Annotated in this window: 11 protein-coding genes; all 11 read right to left on the reverse strand. The window is 39.7% G+C overall.

Annotated elements, in window-relative coordinates; genetic code table 11:
- Positions 1 to 1,069 precede the first annotated feature (1,069 nt).
- The 11 genes from BAA01_02125 to BAA01_02175 all read right to left on the reverse strand — a co-directional run bounded on the left by BAA01_02125 (position 1,070) and on the right by BAA01_02175 (position 17,030).
- Complete coding sequence (locus BAA01_02125) at positions 1,070 to 1,549, reverse strand: hypothetical protein (protein OUM90666.1); 480 nt, start codon at positions 1,547 to 1,549, stop codon at positions 1,070 to 1,072.
- Between the two features lie 19 nt (positions 1,550 to 1,568).
- Positions 1,569 to 2,108 carry a hypothetical protein gene (locus BAA01_02130; GenBank protein ID OUM90642.1) on the reverse strand — a complete coding sequence of 180 codons (540 nt, stop codon included), beginning with the start codon at positions 2,106 to 2,108 and terminating at the stop codon, positions 1,569 to 1,571.
- A gap of 108 nt (positions 2,109 to 2,216) precedes the next feature.
- The gene (locus tag BAA01_02135; protein OUM90643.1) at positions 2,217 to 3,179 is read right to left on the reverse strand and encodes a hypothetical protein; all 963 of its coding nucleotides are present in this window, start codon (positions 3,177 to 3,179) and stop codon (positions 2,217 to 2,219) included.
- 12 nt (positions 3,180 to 3,191) lie between these two features.
- On the reverse strand, positions 3,192 to 6,122 hold the full coding sequence (locus tag BAA01_02140; GenBank protein OUM90644.1) for a hypothetical protein: 2,931 nt from the start codon (positions 6,120 to 6,122) through the stop codon (positions 3,192 to 3,194).
- A gap of 110 nt (positions 6,123 to 6,232) precedes the next feature.
- The gene (locus BAA01_02145; protein ID OUM90667.1) at positions 6,233 to 7,933 is read right to left on the reverse strand and encodes a DNA helicase II; all 1,701 of its coding nucleotides are present in this window, start codon (positions 7,931 to 7,933) and stop codon (positions 6,233 to 6,235) included.
- A 53-nt stretch (positions 7,934 to 7,986) separates the two neighbouring features.
- A complete protein-coding gene (locus BAA01_02150) occupies positions 7,987 to 10,047 on the reverse strand; it encodes a hypothetical protein (protein OUM90645.1) in 2,061 nt (686 codons plus the stop codon).
- Between the two features lie 203 nt (positions 10,048 to 10,250).
- The gene (locus tag BAA01_02155; GenBank protein OUM90646.1) at positions 10,251 to 10,505 is read right to left on the reverse strand and encodes a hypothetical protein; all 255 of its coding nucleotides are present in this window, start codon (positions 10,503 to 10,505) and stop codon (positions 10,251 to 10,253) included.
- Positions 10,506 to 11,369: 864 nt separating this feature from the next.
- Positions 11,370 to 12,632 (reverse strand): hypothetical protein, encoded by a 1,263-nt coding sequence (locus BAA01_02160; GenBank protein OUM90647.1) that lies wholly within the window; start codon positions 12,630 to 12,632, stop codon positions 11,370 to 11,372.
- A 49-nt stretch (positions 12,633 to 12,681) separates the two neighbouring features.
- Complete coding sequence (locus BAA01_02165) at positions 12,682 to 13,047, reverse strand: hypothetical protein (GenBank protein OUM90648.1); 366 nt, start codon at positions 13,045 to 13,047, stop codon at positions 12,682 to 12,684.
- A gap of 95 nt (positions 13,048 to 13,142) precedes the next feature.
- Entirely contained in the window at positions 13,143 to 14,381 is a 1,239-nt protein-coding gene (locus BAA01_02170; protein OUM90649.1) for a flagellin, read from the reverse strand.
- Positions 14,382 to 14,564: 183 nt separating this feature from the next.
- Positions 14,565 to 17,030 carry a peptidase S8 gene (locus tag BAA01_02175; GenBank protein ID OUM90650.1) on the reverse strand — a complete coding sequence of 822 codons (2,466 nt, stop codon included), beginning with the start codon at positions 17,028 to 17,030 and terminating at the stop codon, positions 14,565 to 14,567.
- Positions 17,031 to 17,033 lie beyond the last annotated feature (3 nt).

The raw sequence follows: 17,033 nt of genomic DNA on the forward strand, positions 1-17,033 counted from the left end.
AGACTGTATTTCTGGAGATATTCAATTTTCGTGCAATCTGGGAAACCTTTAGTCCTTTCGCTTTCAAGTTGTGAATCGTGAAATACATATGCCACCTTTCCAAGCGTTTCATACTCTTCCTCACCCAAGGATATGGTAAATGGGCAAGGAAGGAACGTAAAGTGTTCATTGCTGTTCAGCAATTTTTGTTGTCTTTATTTTAGCGGTTACAAAGGCGGCATTTTCCACGGCCACAGCCACATGGGCGGTCATGACGAAGCCCAATCGGATCAGCACCATAAACCAAGTTAACCATCAGAAAAAGAAGCGGAAACGGCCCCATAACCTTTTCCGCTTACTGTGCTAATGATACGAATCACCATTTTAATTTTATTATTTATACTTATTTATACTTTTGATTTATATCCATGGATAGAAGATACTTGTAAAAAACAAGCATAAAAGTCCCATGTATTTGGCTTAAGACTTCTTGACAAACTTAGCCTTACATATATCTCATTACAATCTTGTAAGCTTTGCGTTAATCTTTCTGGATCTGTTTGAAAAATTGATACGTATGGTACATTAAAAAAATCGTTTCCTAAACTATCTGTAAAATCAACTCTCAGTTTATTATTATCATATGGATCATTATAAACTTTAACAACATTTGCCTTAATAGTTCCTAGTGAACAACTACCACTTCCAGGAAGAACATAGTTGCGCTGATTTACTCCTCGCTTTAAAAAGGGCGCCCCCTGTTCATCATATCCAAATACATCATGAACCGAAGGAACTGATATCTGCCTTAAAAACTTTATTTGTTCAATAACATCCAATCTTCTTATAGAAGATAATGTATTGTTTTTAATTGGAAAATCTTCTACATGGGGAGCCTTGATTTCAATCCATCTGTTATCCTTTTTCAGATCAACTATTGAAAACAAACGAAGAGCAGCAACATCTTGAGTTTGAAATCTTCGAGACGGCGGAATCGGTCGAAGATATCGACGATTATGCACATCATATACACTAACACAAATTCCTGTCTTCATTCTAGTTATACCAGTTACCACATACATTTCAACACCTACTCAATGATATGATAAATACGCACACCAGGATAATCTGCTAATCTCTGTGTTACCAAATAACGGTGACAAGCTTCGGGAAATTTTTCTACACAAAAGAATAAAATATTGCTATCTTGTTCAAATTGATAAATAAAAGAATTCAAGTCAAACTTATCTAGGCATTCTTCATTGTATTTATCCACAAATGTTTGACTCAACTTATTCCTTGTATGTTTTGTCACACCTGCTTTTTTATCTTCTTCTTTTTGATATGCCCGAATTTCTTGAGTTGGAGATAGCTCTTTTTGATAAAGATAACGAATGCCTATCTCTTCTAACCTCATTTGGAGATATTTGCTATTAACAAAGGCATACTTTCTCCCTCTCATACCTCTTCTTCTACGTATGTCTATAAATACATCAATTTTGTGGTCCATAAGCTTGTTAAAAAAATCATTTTCAGAATATCCATATACACCAATTGTGTAAATATTAATATTACTCACCTCTTATTTGTTATAAATATTTTCTATTAGACATATATACTTCTTCAAACAAAGATAACTGTCCGCCTGAAATGCGTTCAATGACCTCCTGTTGACTTACCAGTTCACCAGTCTGATCGATATGTACGACTGGAATCCCCTTTTTTTCTAAAGTTCGACCAATTAATTTGCTCCGATGACATTCTTCCGGCTTTTCTTCAGAACACATTAACGCAACAGGCACCTGTTTTTCCCATGCCGTTTGTAATCGAGATATACCTCGTTGATAAAATAATTGTTGCTCAACTTTGGAATAATCGACTCGTCCATTGGTATAACACGCTTCTATTTGCGGTACTCCCCCCAAAAGATCACCCATAAATACATATCTAATCTGATTCTGCTTCAAAAAATACTCCAAATTATTCTTCGAAAAATATGGATTAAAGCTCGAAAAGGGTTTACTCCTAACATCAATTAAAAATTTAATGTCATACCTCTTAAGCAGAACAATACAATCAGAAATTTCTCTATTGCCATATCCAATGGTAAATATAGGTCTCTTTTGCACTTGATATTCACCTCCTATCTCACAAATATCACACAATTAAATGTGACATATGACTACTAAAAGAATATCATTAAACCATACGAATTTAAAAACGCACTCTAAAATTTGTCAGTCAAACAAGCTCAACTGCTCACCGTTGCTTACACGAACATTCCCGTTTCCGTCTTTCTCTTGCTTCAAGACAGACACCTCAACATCTCCGGCGATTAACGGCGCCTCTGTACAATGCATCTTGTAATTCCTCAACGCCGACGCATGGCTGACATTAGCGTAACAGTACACACACCCATGCGGACAAGTGTTATAATAGCCAATATCGTAACTTTCATAACAACCGCATGATTCCCTGGTGGGCCGCTTTGGGTAAATGTGCGGAATGTGAAAAATCTCACTCAAATGCTGCGCGTCAATGCAACTCCCCTTCTTCACTCCATCGATAGAACACAATTCATCCTGACAGCAAGAAAATAGTTGCATTCCATAACGGGCAGCTACCTTTTGCAAAGCAGCGGTCAATTCTAGCCGTTCTGCCAGTGGTATCTCGACAGGATAGTCCTCATCCAACTCCCTGTTTAATTTCCTTTTCACCTTTGGGTACAGGGTGACAAAACTGATGGAACAGCGTTTGGTGTAACCGGAAAGTTCCGATGCAATGCGTTCAAACGCTTCTAAATAATACGCTTTACCCATGGATTTCGTATAAAAAATGGGATCAAAACGCCATTGCATTTGTTCAGGAGAAAAGGTTTTTGCCAAGGATTGGAACATCTCAATGTTTTGGGTTGTGGACGCTACATACTTTTCCGTCACCCGAAGCTGTCCCGTGATGGTGTAATGAAAAAACAGGCGATAACCCATTTCGTGCAATCGCTTTAAATGCGGGAAGGCAGGACGGTAATTTTTTGACCAGAACACAATGGCCCCTACCTGATCGGGGGCAAGGGATACGGCTTTGGCTTCTTTGCGGTAGGCATTGTATACATATGCCTTGCCGTCAGCAATCCGCCGCATAAACCAATCCATGTAAAACGTCGGAATATCCGTCTTGCGGCTGGCAGAAATGAGGTGCATCTCACTCATCCTTCAGGATAGATAAGTTATCGATCCAGGTTCTTCGATAGGAAGGTATTTCTTCATCTCGGAAGGCAACCGATCGTATGTTTTCATCACGTTTTTTTGCATATGTTCACCAATCCATGATAATACAAGGTTTACCTTCCAATATTTGTTCCATACCAATATTCCTTTTTCGATTAACTGCGGAAGATAAATGTTTTCACCTGCTGCGTTTAACAAAAGATACGCATTACGCAACAAATGATAAGGCGGAAACTCTTTACGGCTCAACCAACTTTGGATGATTTTTACCAGTCTTTCTGCATCAAAATCGCCCCATAGATCGATTTTCATGAGCGCTTCCGCAGCCAGCGTATTTTTGATCACATTAATGTCATCATTCGCTTCAATCGTTTTAAAAAATATCTCCTGAATCAAACGACATGCACTTTTTTCTTCCATCTCCCCAAGCAACCATATCCCAACCAATGAATTAAAATCTTCTTTATCCTGTTGAACCATATGTTTCACAGATTCAGCTAATTCAGGATATGCTCTTATAGTTTTATACACTTTTAACCAAGGTTTGTTTAGCAAATTTTTTAATCTACTGATTACATCATCATCTGTCACTCGAAAATACATCAGTTTTCTACAAGTAAATCTGAGCAACCGGGACAACTCTTTTTCTTTATTTGGTTCCAACTGATGATTGTTGTTGTCAGCTGGAAAAAGAGTATCATAAGTTTCAATAAATTTACGTTTTAATATCCCCTTCAACTTTTCAACATTTCTCATAAAGCTGGCATTCTTTTTCTTGAATTTTCGCACCCATATTTCTATTACTTCCTTATCTTTCGTCACAGGTATATTTCCCCATTTGATACCTCCTATCACCATTCTTTTCTTGGACATCCACTTTTCCATTGCTGATTGTTTCCCTTTAAACTTTACCAAAAGCCTGTCAATAAAACGAGCACGAGTCACAACTTTGACGGACAACCAATCAAGAGGCACATAAATTCCCAGCTCCTTCAGGCAAGCATGATAAATTTCTATAAATCGATCAGGATCCTTTTCGTATTTTTTGTAGTTCTTTTTGTCGATCGTATAAATTGTTTTTAAAATCATATCGGCTTCTGAGTTAACCTCTTCAAAAAAAGCATCTTTTTTGCTCACCTGATACTCTTTCACACAACTTTCTTTGCTCTTTTCTTCGTTAACTTTAAGACCTAGCTTTTGCGATAAAAACGCTCCAATCTCCTTTTGAACATTGGAAAGTTGGCTTCTGTTTTTTGCGAAAACAAAAAAATCGTCCACATACCTTACATATGCCACTTCTGGATATTCGGATTGCAACCAATTATCAAACGGGTACAAATACACATTCGCCAATAATGTAGACAACAGCGAACCTTGTGATAATCCTTTTCCCGCATCACACCCTTTTAGATTACGAAAGATGAATGAACGAAGCGTTTTATCTAACCAATCATTTTTCTGTGGAAAATATTTTATTACTAACTGATAGAGAAGTTGCTGATCAATATGAGAATAGAATGCTTGAATATCTGCTTGCAAATAATCAGAAAACTGACCAGAAGAAGCGTATTCCTCAGCTTTTCTCAAATATTTCCCAAAATATTGTCCCACAAACCAACGGAATAATTCCAATTTATCAAAGTGCCCCTCTAAACGGTTACCAAATGAATACTCGTCATCAGAACGATCATGGAATTGGTCGATATACCGACCCCAAGTTAAAAATAATGCAGCTGTAAACATTTCATTATAAAAATCTTCCATGACGTAAGGACGATTTTGGTTCTGATTTTTCGGAAGTAAAAATTGTAAAAAATCATTTGTAAACGTATATCCGTCTACAATTAACCCTTGGAAAACTTGTACCACACCACCGAGATATTCACCAATCAGTTTAATTTCTATTTCATCATGCAATGGATTTTGTCGGTATGCAGATCTGGCTTTAAAATAAGATCGCTTCAAAATTTTTTCGTTCTTCAACAGGTTAATAATAGGTTCCCGATACACACTACCGTAAACAAATCCACCGTGCTTGTAATCTTTATTACCACAAACATCTCGAAAATACGTATTTTTATGATTTATGTAAGAGAGCGATTTATCGATTTCAGGCCCAAAAACTTCATACACACCTTGTTCGATAAACTGTTGATAAATTTTACCAAGTCGATTTATAGCATTCTTATGAGCCTCTACATTGATGCAACGAATTTCTTCGCTAGCTGAAAAATGCATATTTAATTGTCGAAAACCTTTCAGTAAATCATTTTCATCTTTGATCCACGATACAAAATTACTCATGAAAATTAGGATGTTACCTTCGTGTTGTCCAACCGCTTTTAAAATGTCATCAATGCAAGGAAAATATTGTTGAATTATTTGATATGTTACTTTATATTTCGAATCTAATTGTCGCAAATAATATTGGATGCATTTTTTTAGCAAATGGACTTTTGCCTGATTCGGTTCAACAAAAACGATTTGTATCTCATGGGGATGATGACACATTTCCTGTCGACACTTTTCTTGTAAGCTGTCTAAATATGCATAAGTTGCTGTTCCTATACTACACCCCACATCAACGATCGTCAGCGAAGAAACATACAGAGAGTCTCCGTTTGTTTGCAAATGACTTTCCAGATTTGATAATGTCCGATGGACTTTAAAATAATGCGCATGAAAAAAGCCATAAATTTCACTGGCGATTTCTTTCAAGTCTTTTGAATCAGCTTGTTGCGGTCTTGGATAAATTCTACGGTAACCATCGTAATCAGCATTCTGATCAAAAAAAGCAATCAGATCATCATATAGCTTGCGGGTTACACCTGTCAGTTCCATGACATGAGCCTTTTTTGGATTCCACCAATTTTGCTTTATATTATCTCCCTTAATCTTTGTTTGAATTTTCCCCATGCTATGCACAATCCCTTTTCTAGTTCTAGCCCTATGCAATGTTTTATCACAGAGAGTTAGGCTCTTTTTTGAAATATTGTTCAATAATTTTGAAGCGATAGATACATTCTTTATATCAAATAACCGATAGATTGAATATTTTCTTTTCCAAACCATTGCTCTAGCGTCACTAATGCTTTATCAGAAAGCTTATGTGTAAATAAAACGGCAAGCCGTTTCTTGGGACGTGATACCGCAACGTAAAATAAATTCCGGTTTCTTTCATAAAAATCTTGTTTTTTATCAGGAATACTTTCAGGGGATTGTGAATACTCCAAGAACTTGTTAAAGTCATACCGATTCCATCCGCGTCTAATGACTACGAGTACATTCTCAAATTCCGCCCCTTTTACCCCATGTTTGGTCGAAAAGGGTGTTTTCTCTTCAATAAATTGACTTAATTGCACAATTTCTTGGTATGGAACCTCCTTCAGTTTTCCCAACCGTTCCATTGACTCAATTTTTTCATCATCATTCTTAGGATCGTATTTTAATAACTCCTGCTCTCTTTCTTCCACAACACTCGGTAATCTTGGACGTTTTGTTTTCAAGAGATGATCAATCACGTCTCCAATCGTTCCTTCAGAACGTAAACGAAGCAAAGTTGCCATATCTTCATGCCATATCTTTTTATCATCGATGGAACGGATACCTGGAGTTCTCCGTTCCAACAAATTAAACATGTCGCCATATTTTTTGTTCTCAAACGCAACACAAACTGGTTCCACTGTTTTAACGAAAAAATGTAGATGGGGATCCTCAAGTTTTACAAAAAATTCACTTCTTCCTTGAAACACATTTTCGATGCCGCTATACCCTTGTTCATGGGCCAACAATTTATGGGTTAACATGAGAATTTTCGTTCTCTCGGGGGAAAAATCCCATCCGTCTTTCGTCAAAATCTCTTCTGTTACATCCACAGCACTTCTCGCCACTTCAGAAGGCAAATCGTCTTTCCAATTTTTATCCTCTAACCTTTTTCCCTTCCAGTCATTAGTATGGAATACTTTTACATATCCTGTTGAATGCGGATCTTTTACAACTTGTTTTAATTCAGGCCTTATTTGGTTCAAGACATCTACTATCGTTTTACAAGATCGAAAATTAGAGCGTTTGTCTATGCGGATCAAATTTTTATTAACAATTGTTCCACAACCATTATCATAGATTTTCTGCCAGCTATCACCAAAAAAACCAACTATCATGTTTGACTTCTCTTCCAAGAAATACTTCAATAGAGAGTCTGCAAATGCTTTATTGGTGTCCTGATATTCATCAATGAATAATATGGGATAGCGGGACGATATTATTCTTCTGAATTTTATATTTTCCATCAACTGGATTGTCAATAAAATCACATCATCATGTCCAAGCAATATTTTTTCGTTATCCACCTCTCGATATCCTAATTCATAATCAATTTTTACAGGATGTTTAATAGTAACGGCTGCTAAACGTTCTTCCCACTTGGGCAGATGGTGTAATTTTTCCCATAAAATTAATTGGAAATGTTTAATCAACGACCAACAAAAGGAATGAATTGTAGAAACTAAAACAGCAGGGTGATCGCTCAGTTCCTCCCGAATCTCATCGCATGCAACATTCGTAAATGTAATACATGCTATTTGTTGATTATTTCGGAGTAAATTGTTTCCTCGCTTCGAAATCAAATACTCAAGAGTTTTAATTAATGAATACGTTTTACCTGCCCCGGCACCGGCTTCCAGAACAAATGAATTTCCACGATTCAAACAATCATATATTTTATTCATCGCTTCTTCAGCAGCAGCAAGGGCCGGGTTTTGATCTTTATTTTTGCTCAACTCTACCCCTCCTCTCCAGCTGCGATTTCTTGAAAAGACTCCCATTCATAGTTAGTAGTAGTCCCATCAGCATGTCTATCTGTCGAGCCTAACCATAATAAACCTTCTAATATATATCGAGGTATTCTCCACTGTGTGTCTACCAAGGCATAATTCAGGGCGAACTCGGTCTTTTTCACGTTCTGCGCTTTTTTCCAAGCTAATTTTTCAAGTTCCTCCCTGGATGAACCATGAAGACCAAACAAATTTAGATTTGCTAACATAAATGCATCTTCAAAACTGCGACCACAGGAACTATTCGAATTATTGTTCTCTGGTATTTGATAAGCTAAACGACAAAATCCTCGCGTTTTTTCATCGTCAGCTTTTTTAAGTAGTTCATGCGGGGTGATATGGTCATTGTTAAACCATTCTTTTATACATGCATTGCTTGTCCTATCCCCCATAGACACCACACAAGCTTTGTTATTGTTCTTGCTATCTATCGTGTCCAAATCGGTAATTATTAATGTTTTCAACTCCAAAAAATCTATTAACTTAAAAAACTTATGAGCAAAAGCTCCGCCCACTTCCATAACAGATATATATTGACTGCCAAGATTGACATCAGGATAATCTTTATCAAACTTTTCAATCATCTTGGGAAGCAAAATTCTTTCGGTGGGACCTTCAATAAGTATTGCCTTATCCGCAAAGAAAAGATCGCACTGCGTAAGCGTCATGTAACGGTGTAAAAAATCAACATCATCCCCCAAACTGCTTGCGCCCACTTTTAAATCTTTTACCTTTGTCGATAGAAAACCATGATTAGTTGATGTCATGAAATATCGTATGGCTGTAAAATCAGCCTTGTTGGCAATATGAGATGAATGCGTCGTCACGACAATTTGTACTGGCCATGGTTCACCGTTGAATTTTTTCGGTAAGTCTCTTGCTAGTTCATTCAGCTTAGAAATAAAAACCTCTTGCATTTGCGGGTGTAAATGTGACTCTGGTTCTTCAATAAATATGAGATGGGAAATGGGAGCTGGATTTTTTGATACATATTCCTTGTAAAATTCGAATAGCTTAAATAAAATATAAATCAAATTTCGCGCCCCTAATCCATTGTAACTTTCTGGCAAATTCACCCCATATACACCTTGATACCTTACCTTTGTGAAATCTTTCAGCAACGATTCAACATCCAATATGGTCTCTATAAAAAAACGAGGATCTTTTAAACCAGGATAGCCAAACATTGCGATTGCCGGCATTAGTTGAAACAAATGTTTGTTAAAATCATTATTTATCGCTCCCTCAATATTTTGAACGGCAACTCTTAAATTCTCAGCAATGTTACGGTCAGCAGGATTAGCTGTATCCGACACGGCTGATTTAAACATGCTTTCGAGAATTTTTCCTAGAACGTCTCTTTCCCTGCTAGTCATATCACCCAATTCCCTTTGGGCATTGATAAAACTTCCTTGAAACAATTTTCGCACGTTTTTCCAATCGAGCATTTTTCGATTTGTCGGATCGTTGGGATCAAGCGCGTAGAGAAACATTTTATACGATTTTGGCAACCTTTCTTTTAAGATTCGATAAAACTTTTGTTTTTGTTCTTTTTCATTTTCTTCTTCAAACTTTATTAGTTCGTCCAGGTTATCGAATAAATGGTTCAATTCTCCTTCTCCAGTTTGGTAACACATCTTGATGTGAGCTTCCGTACAATTAGGATCCAAATCAATAATAAATTCACTAAGCAAACTTAGGTTTGTAGGATTGTCTCTATAACTAACTATGATCGTCACTTCTATTGTCGGTAACTTCTCTCGTGCTGAACCTTGATCCCCTGTCCTGGCAAAAATCTGATATGCGTCCCAAAATTGTTCATATGTACTTAAAGAAAAATCTTCTAAACCAAAAGTAGGGCTTTCTGTTAATAATCGTCTAAATAACTCAGCTAAAGAGGTTTTTCCACTATTATTGCGCCCGACAATCACCGTCGTCCGTTCTTCTAATGAGATATCCACATTTTGAAGCAAACGAAAGTTTCTTACACTGATTCTTTCAATGTGCATTGAGCTCGAATCCTTTCATTATTGTTTTATTATCGTCAATTTTTCCGTCACTTTTTACAATAATTTCCTCTCCATAAGTATACAACAAAAGACAAATTATGACAATCGTCTGATTATGAATGAATCAGAAGATTTTAATTAAAAAACATAAAAACCACCTGGCTTAGGGAGGTCACGTGGATATTTCATCTTTGCAAAAGGTATTATAATTCTATAATTTTTTCAGCCACGATATTTTCAGCATCGTCCCAGGAGCATCGATGTTCGAGATCGACCGTTTTCCGGATCAACAATGTAATGCCACCAGGATATTTCCATTCATGGCCGAATCCAAATACCGATACAAGTGCTTCTAACAACTCTTGCCAATCATCATAACGTCCCGGGTATTCTTGATAAAACTTACCAAACCATTCATCAAAAAACCCTGGATAATCCTCTATTACCACAAACCCCAAATAAATTCTACGAAAAACCTCTATATAAAAACCGTTGCTATACAATATTTCACGATTACCATAATAGGTCACATGTTTTTCTGAAGCTTGGACTATTTCTTCATCCTTGTTTATGGAACCAACTTTCCTGTTTTAAGGTATAGCACCCCTTCTTGAAATGCATAAAGAGCTTTTTCCAAAAAAACAATTTTGTCACTTGTTTATAAAGGTTTCGGAATCGACGACAATATAAGAATTCTCACCATCTTCCCCAACAGGTGGGTCAATGACATGGACACACGGTACGATCTTCTAACAAACACGCAACAGAAACAACCGGTGTGATCGGATTTTTTATCGCTTGTATTGATGGCAATTGTGTCGTCCCGGCATATATTTACATTCTACAAGGTATAAAGTGAGCGGCCTGTTATCGGTTCTTGCCAAAACAAAAAGTCAGGTGATTTTCTTCCGTGCTATTTTTTGCTTCTCCTATGGATAATGTTGCACTATATACCTTCTTCAACATGTATATACTCTGTTAATCCAATGGCGGTTGCCTCCACAGACGGTTATACCGATACCAAAATGATCCAACAGGCATTGTATTTAAATGAAAATTCAGCCGACGAGCATCTGAGCTCAAGAGACTCGGCATCAATAGGGTTTTAAATCTTGGTCATTTGCCCAGATGTAATGCAAGAATTCCTAATGTGCTTAACCCCATCAAATCAGGGAATAGCGGTGTTGTCATTCGACCAATTTTATGTAATAGCTTTATCGGTTTCACAGTCAGCGTATTGGGAACACCTGATATTTTTTCAGCGGACGTTTGTACGTGAGAGGCAGATTTTCTTTCTGTCTTTTGGTTTGTTAACACAATCATCAATTACGTATCAGTGCCGCCATATAAGGCAAAGAAATATATTCATTGTCTTTTAATGCATTATACACCGACTGCAAAAAAGCGGTGTTGTGCTCAATCACCCTGGAAAAAGAGTAAAAGAGTTTAACGATCCATTCGAACGTCAGTCCTTGATGGAAAGCCGCCATGCCGATGAGGTGCATCTTGATCAAGGCGTAAAGCAACACAAGCATCGTATATTCGGCAAACACGGACTCGTATTTTCCGCACGGAAACAAATTCATGAAGACATAATTTACCAGATAGTTTTCCAATATGTATTCATGCTCACGCATAAACGGCTCATAATAGCCACGGTAGGCCGCCTCGTATCGCTGGAGAATTTCTTCTTCCGTCGCATCATGCGTATATCCGATTCCTTTCAAAAACTGTCCATAACAAATTAGATATTGGGCACTCGGGATTGCTGATGTTAACCTGACATCGACAATTTTTTTAAGGACGGTCATTTGGACCGACGTACGTTCCGGGAGCACCGATAAAGCTTCCGCCCAACCGCCTTGTTCCATGAGGCGGAGATAAGTGCCTATGGTTTCAGGGATGGCGTTGAATTTCTTTTCAATCATCAATTGTTGAATTTTTTGATAAAAAAGACCTAAAAAGATCAAACGATCCGCCAACGATTCCCGGCGATTCTGGAGGACTTGCATCGTGAAGATTCTCAGTTCCCAAAAATATTTTTCCGCTTTCTTGGCCGCTGGATGATTTTGTCTTGTGTCAATGGAACGTAAAATAACGCCGTGTTTTTCAGCAATCGTTTCCACTTCGTCAAATTCCATTGGGTTTGGATTGAGTAAAGCGAGCCGGGCGGCTTCAGGACAAGACAAGGTTGCCGACTTTTCCAGGATGCCATTGACACGGTTTGTAACTCTGGGGTAGAACTTACACGTATCGGACAGGTAGTCCTCCCCGAGCTTCATCTGTATGGTACACAATTTGTCTTCAGACAAAAAGGGGCACTTTCCTTGTGCATCCATTATTATTTTTCCATAATTTTGCGAGTTTGCATTGGAACGGATGCGTCCGATCCCTTGTTTGAACAACGGTTTTAACTCCAAATCACGGACGCGTTGATACTTTTTGTACGTTTCTTCGTCAATGCTCACCCGCCAATTTTTGCAACAAGTATCTTCGCATTCCGATCCAATGCATGAAAAATGGTGCAAATATTGAGGTACAAGGAGGAATTGCTTCCTTGGTTGTGCTTCGCGATTTTTTGGCATCAGAGTTCCCCTTTCGATCTACAAGTCAAAGCAATGGTATACAATGATTTTACGACAAAAGACATGAATCTAGGCTTCTGTCCAACTCTTTTTTCCATCGATCATAACGCGGAATTAACTCCCTGACAACCAGACCCGTTACTTGATGCCAACATTGTTGTTCAGAACAGATAAGAACAGAAACTAAAGTATCACGAAAATGATCTAGCAATAACATGAGGTCATCATCCAACCAAGCCGCCAACGGTTGCAACCCCTGTTTTAAGGCATCAACCGCTTCCAACAAATCCATCAAGAGAAATGCGGCCTGTTCAAAGGCACCTTCTTCAAACCTCAGACGGATGTACTGTATCGCCTCGGAACATGTCTCCGATAAGTCTTTGATTTGCAGCATAACCTGGATATATTTCTCCATTTTGCCATTCCCTTTTCATCTGAAGGATTGAAAAAGAGACCCCGGGCCTACCCAAGGTCTCGATGTTTTAAGCGACTCGATTATTATCAGACGTTTTACCGCAACAATTGCAGAACGCCTTGCGGGACTTGGTTGGCTTGCGCCAGCATGGCGGTCGCCGCTTGGGCGAGGATGCTGTTCTTGGTGAATTCCATCATCTCTTTTGCCATGTCCACATCGCGGATGCGGGACTCGGCGGCTTGGAGGTTTTCAGCGGACGTTCCGAGGTTGTTGATGGTGTGCTCCAAGCGGTTTTGGTAAGCACCCAACTTGGAACGCTCCGCCGAAACTTTTTCAATGGCGTTTTGAATCACGGTAATGGCAGCATCAGCGGACGATTGTGACGAAATGTCGATTCCGCCAACGGTGATATTCGTCGCAGCCGTAATAGCAGCATCCAACGTCAATAGTATCGTCGTGCCATCTAGGGCTTTATACGTTTGACCATCGGTCGATGTTCCAATGACATTCCCATTGGAGTCTTTTAATGTTGTGGAATCAATCGTATAGCTTCCCGCTTGCAACGCAGTATTTGTAAATTCAGCCACACCGGTTGCCTTACCGCCGGAAATCCTAATCGTACCGGAGTCGATCGCTTGAGTAAATACAAAAGTATCGTCTCCTTCACCAATTTTCGCTGTCCAGGTCTTTCCATCAGCAGTTGTTGCAACAACATTACCATCAGCGTCTTTTAGATCAGTTCCATCCACGAAATAAACACCGTCAGCTATATCTGTTGCACTACCAACTTTGTTATAATTAACCGTTTCTTCCAACTTGACATTTCCTGTAACACCAAGCGCTAATCCACGCATGTCACCGATGCTGATTTTCAAGTTTTGCTGCTCATTGGCGCCAATGTGGAAGGTTCCTTGGAAGGTGCCGTTTAACAGTTTTTGTGTGTTGAACTCGGTCGTATTCCCAATTCTCGAAAGTTCTTCAGCCAGTTGGTCGATTTCCTTTTGCAATTCAGCCCGGTCGGAAGCCGTGTTGGTGTCGTTGGCCGCCTGGACTGCCAATTCGCGCATCCGCTGCAGGATGGCATGGGTTTCGTTCAATGCGCCTTCCGCCGTTTGAATGAGCGAAATCCCGTCTTGCGCGTTTTTGACCGCCATGTTCAAGCCGCGAATTTGCCCGCGCATTTTTTCTGAGATGGCCAGACCCGCCGCATCATCGCCGGCACGGTTGATGCGCAGACCGGAAGACAGTTTCTCCAAGTTTTTCGCCGTCGCAGTGTTGTTAATGGACAACTGGCGATACGTGTTCAACGCCGAAATGTTGTGGTTGATAATCACGGTTCCTTACCTCCATTTCAAGCTTGTGTGTATGTACCATCGGATGATGGTTCTGTCATTTCCATCGGTACCTTTTCAGGAAAACATTAGCTTTATGAAACGGAAAATTCCTCCAATTGGCGGCTTTTTTTTCGGTTTTTCGCTTTTTTTGGGGGTGTTTTGTCATGATCCAGCAGTTTTTTATCAGAGCTGTTGTGCGATTGGCACTTTGCTACGGATTTCCGTCATGATGGGCGTATATAGATCGACCGACTGTTCAGGCGTTTGCAATGTGACAATCAAGGAATAACGGATTTTTTTATGCCACCGGTTCAACCAAGGGCGTTCACGCCACCAGCCAATGACCGGATATACAGCAATCAGATTGCTGACAGCCAGTTCTGCGGCCGTGCCGCGCCAAACATCAGAATGAATCGAGCCCACGTTCCTATTGTGAGGACCCAGCAACCATTTGACACTTGTGGCACCAGGCTCATCTTCATCGGACTCCATAGCCGCATTGATCCTACTCAAAAATCCTTCTTTTGTATCCGAACCATTGACGTCAAAGCGCAACCCGCAAGAAGCATACCGATATCGGTCTTTCCAGCCGATTTCACCAGGACTCGGTTCAATAAAATAGGACAATGTCACTCGGAGGAAAACTTCCGTTTCTCCCAGTGATAACAACACATCTTTCGGCCAAGGCAATTCATACAAATGCATTTCATTCATCACATACCGGCCATTTTTGTCACGGTCAAAAGGTTGCAGCTCTGCTTGGACTACTAGGTTCACTCGATTTTGCATACTCCATAACGCCTTTTCCAAGCTGGGCACTCCGTAACCGCAAGTTCGCAATAGAACCTTCAAATCCCCTTTCTTCTTGCCGCGCAAAAATTGTCTTTTCATCGTATCGGTCCAGTCAGCGGAATGAATCATCAATCCTCGGATGGTTTCTGGCCACGCATCCGGATATTCGGCTTGTATCTGCACGGCCATCCAGGCGGCTTTGGCTGTGGCTGCACTGGTAGCCCATATGGTGTCAAATTGTCGTTCAAAGGGCTTGTAATATGTTGTTAGAATGGAAAGTTCCTCGCATTGCACGCATCCCAACGAGTCTTTTAAAACATTTCCGCCTTCCAATACGATATCCGGTTTGACAGGCCACTTTTTATCATCCCAAATTACGGACGTCGTACTGTATGGTGAAAGTCCGCCTTTAGGGGCTACTGTACTACCATTGTTGTATTTTCTTAAATCTTTCAATGTTTTTTCTGTATATGCACCAACAGTTAACGCATTCCACGATTGAGCAGGATTTTCAACGGATGACACGATGTTCGTATCCGGATAATTGTCCCAGCCATGAACATTTCCTGCTGAAACAATAATCAGTTTTTGTTGCTCATCGAGGTAGCCTGACGCCAATTCATCCAGCGCGGCGGACCATGAAGACGGACGGCCATCGCCTGTGGTATGTTCGGGTGATGTGACAGCCATGCAAATGATCCGTTTTCGTTGAGGTTTTTCAATCATGACGCGGCTGATGGATTGACTGGTAATGGCTCCATACAACTGTGGATCATTTTTTCCAGTAGGAGGAAGAATTTTTACAGACTCCAATACATGATTCAGTTCGACTGGTTCACTGTTTTCCAGTAAAGTCTGTAAATCTCCATAACCGACGACGCCAGACATTTTGGTGCCGTGTCCATCATGATCATGTGTACCCCATCCTGGATGATAAGTATAACAATCCTCATCTTTTAAGATTGGAGCAATTAAAATGTGTCCGTTATTGACACCTGTATCAAGGATGCAAACGCTAACCCTTGAGTCGACGCGTACGGTAATTCTCTTTGACAGTTCCTCCGCCCACTCCGATTGTGTCGTGTTGTCGAGTTCTACAAAGAAACTAGTTACTTCATCCGCTCGTCGAATTTCCGCAATGTTGTCACTAGATTGAATCAATTCTTCCAATTGTTTTCTGTTAACCTTCGCTAAGATGACTCTCCTTTCTGGAAATCTTAATGTTTCATTGCGAATCTCAATTCCCAATCTTTCTGATGCTAATAGGCGAAATTTCGCCTCATCCTCATCTTGATCGGTGTTGAGCCATATCTCACACCATTTCGGCTCTTCACCGGGAATTGACGTAATTTCATGATACGGCCAAAAGGATTCCACCACCGCTAATCGGATATCATCAATGCATGCCGCAAACGCTTCATGCCTGGGTTTTCCTTTTTCTGTATTTTCTTCAAGATATTGGCGTAGCTTTTTTAAGAAAAAACCTTCTTTGCCGTGTGGAATATAAACAGTGGCTACCCTCTCCGTTTTCCCATTCGCATTTTCCATCATTCGAACATTCATTAAGCGAATGCCTAACTGAATATTTTCAAGGCTTCTAATGGCCAATTCGTATTCTGGGGTGCTGACAAATTCAAGATATACACCATGATTGACCGGCAAAGCGACTGCTTCTCTTGCTTCGTTTATGTTTTTTGCATCGGTCCAGACCTTTTGAAACTGATGCATTAACCAGTTGCCGTGACTGACCCGATCCCTGGGAGGATAATTTTGTTTCCTGGGCGATTGACGATTGCGATATGGATACGATACCGGACGTTCGTGAAAGAAAATATGTTGGAGATGTCCTTCAGCCATAAA

It is taken from the genome of Bacillus thermozeamaize (assembly GCA_002159075.1).
Taxonomy (GTDB): Bacteria; Bacillota; Bacilli; order ZCTH02-B2; family ZCTH02-B2; genus Bacillus_BB; species Bacillus_BB thermozeamaize.